Raw genomic sequence first — 4655 nt, 5'->3', positions numbered from 1 at the left:
TTCCACCGGGGTGCGTAGTGCTTGGGGGCGGCTGTGCCGGTCATCGTCCGCCTTCCTGGTCGGGGACGGGCCGAGCCTGACAGGCACCACTGACATCTGGCCTGACCTCTGCGAATTGTTGTCTGACGTCGACGAGGACGCCGGCCGACGCGGGAGCGTCACGGAAGATCTCCGGCTCATGGCACCCACCCTGCTGAAAGGGTGAACACCTGGCAGGCGAATGCACCTCGCGCACTCAAATGAGCGGCATGTGAACACTGGAGGCCGAAATGCTCCCGCTTTACAGAGGGATATGTGCCTCCGGGCCGGGCGTCGAGGGCAGGACTCCGTCGTTCTCGTAAAGCGCCCGGGTTACTGGGTGATCCGGCAACTTGTGGCGTTTCGCAGCCGCTTGGTGGTCCGCGCGCCGGCCGGCCCGAAGGCAGACGAAGCCCCCGGGCACCCTCCGGCGGCCCGGGGCAGCTCACCCGGCGCTCAGAGTCGCGCGGCCCGCACCGACCACTGGCAATTGCTCTCCGAGACGAAAGTGATCAACCCGCTGGTGGGCAGGAAGAAGCACCCGCCGTCCTCACCGGTCCCCTCCAGCCAGTCCTTGGGATCCGTGCCCATCCGCTCGGCCTCCCGGACGGTGATCTCCCGGCACTTCCAGCACGAGGAATCGGCGTAAAGGGAACCGCCCAGCTGGTGGTCGCAGACGAACGACAGCTCCCAGTTCCAGTCGTCCTCGGCGTCCACCTCCACCTCGAAGAGGCCCGGCATGGCGTCGAACCGGTGGAGGACGTCCGAACACTCCCCCCGGTGCTCCCCGGTGAACACCGCTGCCTCCCCCAGCGGCAGCATCCGCATCGACCAGGACAGGGGCTCGTCCCCCTTCGACTGGACCTTCACGTGCGTCGTGTTCACCGGCAGCAAGAGCCGCGCTTCACCATCTCCCCGGGGGGAGTACAGGGTGGGCGGCGTCTCACGGGTGGCACCGACACCCCTCTCCTGCCCGTGCAGGACAAACTCGCCCTCGCCGCGCTTCACCACGTGCAGCAGCGCAGGCCGGCCGGCCTCCGGCCGCTCCACGGCTATGCGGTAATTCCGGCTGTGATCACCGGTGTGGACAAACTCCCCTTCCGGGAACCCCGGCACCACCCTGGCGTCCGCACCCATGACCCCCCACTCCTCCCCTGCGCCGTTCCCCACCAGAGCGCCGACCCTACGTCAGCTCGATGACACTTCGCGGTTGGCGAATCCTGCGGAGCACGGAGACCAGCACGGGCTTCCAACGATCACGAAGTGTCGAAGCCCCTGATCACCACAACGGAAGACCGTGCGTGCCTGTTCTGCCTTCATCACCCATCCCCGCCGGGCTGGGACGACTCGTCGGCGCAGCCCCTGCCTGTCGCAAGGACTCGCCCGGCCCCCTGGACCGGTTCCGCCGCTTACCTGACCCGCGCCGCCGTCAGATCGCCGAGTGGGCCGCTGATGCTCCCGACCAGGTGCTGTCCTGGTGCGGCGGTACCCTGCGCGGTCCGGACCGGCCCCTGTCCGCACCGAGCGAGGCGACCGTCCGCCGCCCACTGCAACGTGCCGACGGCGATGTGCTCGACGTGGCGATCGGCGCCTGGCTCGCGGTTCACTCCGCTGCCCTGCGCACCGCCCACCTGGGCGAACCATCGCAAGGCCGCCCGGCCCGCATCGCGGTCGCGGTGGACGGCAAGTCGCTGCGCGGCGCGGTGCACCCCAACGGTCGCCCGGTCCGCCTCATCTCTGCACTGCGGGGCGACGGAGCGGTCCTCGCTCAGTGCGAGGCCGACGCCAGAAGCAACGAGATCACCGCGGTCCGGCCACTGCTCGCGACTCCCGCGGCTCTCACGGCCGTACCAGCAGCTGGAAGTCGAACGCGTACCGGGAGGCGCGGTACACGTGCCGGGCGTACTCCACCGCCCGGCCCGTGTCGTCGTACGCCGTGCGCTGCATGGTGAGCAGGGCGGCGCCCTCCTCCTCGTCGAGGCGGGCGGCCTCCTCGGCGGTGGCTCCGCGGGCGCCGATGGTCTGGCGGGCGCTGTGCAGGGTGATGCCCGCCGAGCGCATCATCCGGTACAGGCCGGTCGACTCCAGCCGGGCGGTGTCCGGCTCGAGCAGCGTGGCCGGCAGGTAGTTGCACATGTGCGCCACCGGCTGGCCGTGCGTGAACCGCAGCCGCTCCAGCACCGTCACCTCGCCGCCCTCGGTGAGACCGAGCGCGGAGGCCACCTCGGCGGTCGCGGGCACCCGCTCGTTGCGCAGCACGCGGGTGGTGGGGCCCTGCCCGGCCGTCTCCAGGTCGTCGTAGAGGCTGCTGAGCTCCAGGGGCCGTCTGACCTTGCTGTGCACCACCTGCGTGCCCACCCCGCGCCGCCGGACCAGCAGCCCCTTGTCGACCAGGGACTGGATGGCCTGGCGGACCGTGGGACGGGACAGGCCCAGGCGTACGGACAGGTCGATCTCGTTGCCCAGGAGGTCCCCCGGGGCGAGGATTCCGCGCTCGATCGCCGCTTCCAGCTGCTGGGCGAACTGGTAGTACAGCGGCACCGGACTGCTCCGGTCCAGGGCGAAGTCCAGGGAATCGAGCGCGGAGAGGGTCACGGCACGGGAGCGGTCACCGGTCGTCGCCACGGGGTACCCCCTTCGGGTCGGGTGAGGCGTTGCGCGGCTCCAGGCAGCCTGTCGGCGGGGGGAGTTCACAGGTGGTGGCGGCGGGCGGCCACCTCGCGGTCGTAGCGCTCGCGGGCGGTCACGGCGGCCTCGCGGGAGGCCACCTCGGCCACCGGTACGTCCCACCAGGCCTCGGCCGGGGGAGCGGCCGGGGCCTCACGCTCCACGTCCGTCTCGACGTACACGCACGTCGGGCGGTCGGAGGTGCGGGCCGCGCGCAGCGCCCGGCGCAGTTCGCCCACCGTCTTGGCGCGCAGCACCTCCATGCCGAGGCTGCCGGCGTTGGCGGCGAGGTCGACGGGCAGCGGGGCGCCGGTGAAGGTGCCGTCGGCGGCGCGGTAGCGGTAGGCGGTGCCGAACCGCTCGGCGCCCACCGTCTCCGACAGACCGCCGATCGAGGCGTACCCGTGGTTCTGGACGAGGAGCACGTTGACCGGCAGGCCCTCCTGGACGGCCGTGACGATCTCCGTCGGCATCATCAGATAGGTGCCGTCGCCGACCAGCGCCCACACCGGAGTGTCCGGCGCGGCCTGCTGCACGCCGATCGCGGCCGGGATCTCGTAGCCCATGCAGGAGTAGCCGTACTCCAGGTGGTGCTGGCGCGGGGAGCGGGCCCGCCACAGCTTGTGCAGGTCGCCGGGGAGCGAACCGGCCGCGTTGATCACCACGTCGTCGTCGCCCACGACCGCGTCCAGCGCGCCCAGCACTTGCGTCTGCGTCGGTACGGCGCTGTCGTCGTCCGCGCGGTACGCCGCCTCGACCACCCGCTCCCAGCGCTCCTTGCCGGCCCGGTACCCGTCCTCGTACCCGGCGTCCACGCGGTGCCCGGCCAGCGCCTCGGTGAGCGCCGTGAGCCCGGCCCGCGCGTCGCAGACGAGGGTCGTGGCCGCCAGCTTGTGGGCGTCGAACGCGGTGATGTTGAGGTTGAGGAAGCGGACGTCCGGGTTCTGGAAGAGGGTGCCGGAGGCGGTGGTGAAGTCGGTGTAGCGGGTGCCGACGCCGATGACCAGGTCCGCGGTGCGCGCGAGGTCGTCACTGACGGCCGTGCCGGTGTGCCCGATGCCGCCGAGGTCGGCCGGGTGGTCGTGGCGCAGTGAGCCCTTGCCGGCCTGGGTGGAGGCGACCGGGATGCCGGTGGCGTCGGCGAACGCCTTCAGCGCGTCCTCGGCCCCGCTGTGGTGCACGCCGCCGCCCGCGACGACCAGTGGGCGCTCGGCGGCCCGTACGGCCCGTACCGCCTCGGCGAGTTCGGCGGGGTCGGGAGCGGGACGCCGGACCCGCCACACCCGCTCGGCGAAGAACTCCTCGGGCCAGTCGAAGCCTTCCGCCTGCACGTCCTGCGGCAGCGCGAGGGTGACCGCGCCGGTCTCGGCCGGATCGGTCAGGACCCGCATCGCGTTCAGCGCGGAGGGGATCAGGGCCTCGGGGCGGGTGATCCGGTCGAAGTAGCGGGAGACCGGGCGCAGGGTGTCGTTGACCGACACGTCCGCCTCCACCGGGTGCTCCAGCTGCTGCAGCAGCGGGTCGGCGCTGTGCGAGGCGAAGTAGTCGCCGGGCAGCAGCAGCACCGGCAGGCGGTTGATGGTGGCCAGGGCGGCGCCGGTGACGAGGTTGGTGGCGCCCGGGCCGATGGACGTGGTCACCGCCTGCGTGGACAGGCGGTCGCGCTGACGGGCGTAGCCGACCGCCGCGTGCACCATCGCCTGCTCGTTGCGGCCCTGGTGGAACGGCATGACGCCCTCGCCCGCCTCCACCAGCGCCTGTCCGACGCCGGCCACGTTGCCGTGGCCGAAGATGCCCCAGGTGCCGGCGATCAGCCGGTGCCGTACGCCGTCCCGCTCGGTGTACTGGGCGGCGAGGAACCGCACCAGCGCCTGGGCGACGGTGAGACGGGTCGTGGAGTGACTCATCGTGGACCTCACTGGGACGAGGGGGCGGAAGGGGACGACGGGGCGGAAGGAGCGGTGTACAGG

General features: G+C 71.9%; 4 protein-coding genes. 1 reads left to right on the top strand and 3 read right to left on the bottom strand.

The genetic code is table 11. The features are described 5' to 3' along the window. A partial coding sequence (locus C1I97_RS40810) for a hypothetical protein (protein ID WP_220040880.1) occupies positions 1-205 on the top strand: 205 nt, incomplete at its 5' end. A gap of 269 nt (positions 206-474) precedes the next feature. Here C1I97_RS40810 and C1I97_RS31840 read toward each other — a convergent pair. From C1I97_RS31840 to iolD, 3 genes are all read right to left on the bottom strand, one after another. Further along, the gene (locus tag C1I97_RS31840; protein WP_111006527.1) at positions 475-1155 is read right to left on the bottom strand and encodes a hypothetical protein; all 681 of its coding nucleotides are present in this window, start codon (positions 1153-1155) and stop codon (positions 475-477) included. A gap of 702 nt (positions 1156-1857) precedes the next feature. Continuing rightward, entirely contained in the window at positions 1858-2643 is a 786-nt protein-coding gene (locus C1I97_RS31830) for a GntR family transcriptional regulator (protein ID WP_111006525.1), read from the bottom strand. Positions 2644-2708: 65 nt separating this feature from the next. Further along, positions 2709-4592: a 3D-(3,5/4)-trihydroxycyclohexane-1,2-dione acylhydrolase (decyclizing) gene (gene iolD, locus C1I97_RS31825; RefSeq protein ID WP_111006524.1), complete on the bottom strand. Its 1884-nt coding sequence runs from the start codon at positions 4590-4592 to the stop codon at positions 2709-2711. Between the last annotated feature and the right edge of the window lie 63 nt (positions 4593-4655).

It is taken from the genome of Streptomyces sp. NTH33 (assembly GCF_003236365.1).
In the GTDB taxonomy this organism is placed as follows: Bacteria; Actinomycetota; Actinomycetes; order Streptomycetales; family Streptomycetaceae; genus Streptomyces.
This window is presented reverse-complemented; position numbering and strand designations above follow the sequence as displayed.

What these genes read in the sequence shown, in the direction of transcription:
- iolD (WP_111006524.1), bottom strand. Translation starts at nt 4,592, where the DNA reads ATGAGTCACTCCACGACCCGTCTCACCGTCGCCCAGGCGCTGGTGCGG.
- C1I97_RS31840 (WP_111006527.1), bottom strand. Translation starts at nt 1,155, where the DNA reads ATGGGTGCGGACGCCAGGGTGGTGCCGGGGTTCCCGGAAGGGGAGTTT.